The following is a 409-nucleotide window of genomic DNA, read 5'->3' on the forward strand; positions in this document are numbered from 1 at the left end:
CCCGAGCGCCTGGCCGAGGCGGTCGGCCGGATCGCCCAGCTGCGCCGCCCCAGCGGTGAGGCCCCGCCCGCCGAGGACCTGCACGTGGTGCAGATCGACACGGGCAGGCGCACGGTGTTCGTCAAGCGCGACGACGTGCAGTTCGTGGAGGCCCAGGGCGACTACGTGCGGCTGCACACCGCCGACGGCGGTCACCTGATCCGCCTGTCGCTGTCATATCTGGAGGAGGTGTGGGCCTCGGCGGGGTTCGTCCGGGTCCACCGGGGGTTCCTCATCGCCATCCCGTGGGTGCGGGACCTGCGGGTGACCTCCTCGTCCGGCCTGGTGGCGGGCACCCCGGCGGGCGACGTGCCGGTGAGCCGCCGCCACGGCCGCCACCTGCGCGCCCAACTGCTGGAGGCGGGCCCCC

The 409-nt window shown here is 75.1% G+C and carries 1 protein-coding gene; it reads left to right on the forward strand.

Annotated features, from left to right (window positions below):
* A partial coding sequence (locus D455_RS0126020; RefSeq protein ID WP_017573597.1) for a LytR/AlgR family response regulator transcription factor occupies positions 1-409 on the forward strand: 409 nt, incomplete at both ends.

Origin of the sequence: Nocardiopsis halotolerans DSM 44410, assembly GCF_000341065.1 — a bacterium.
GTDB classification, from domain to species: Bacteria; Actinomycetota; Actinomycetes; order Streptosporangiales; family Streptosporangiaceae; genus Nocardiopsis; species Nocardiopsis halotolerans.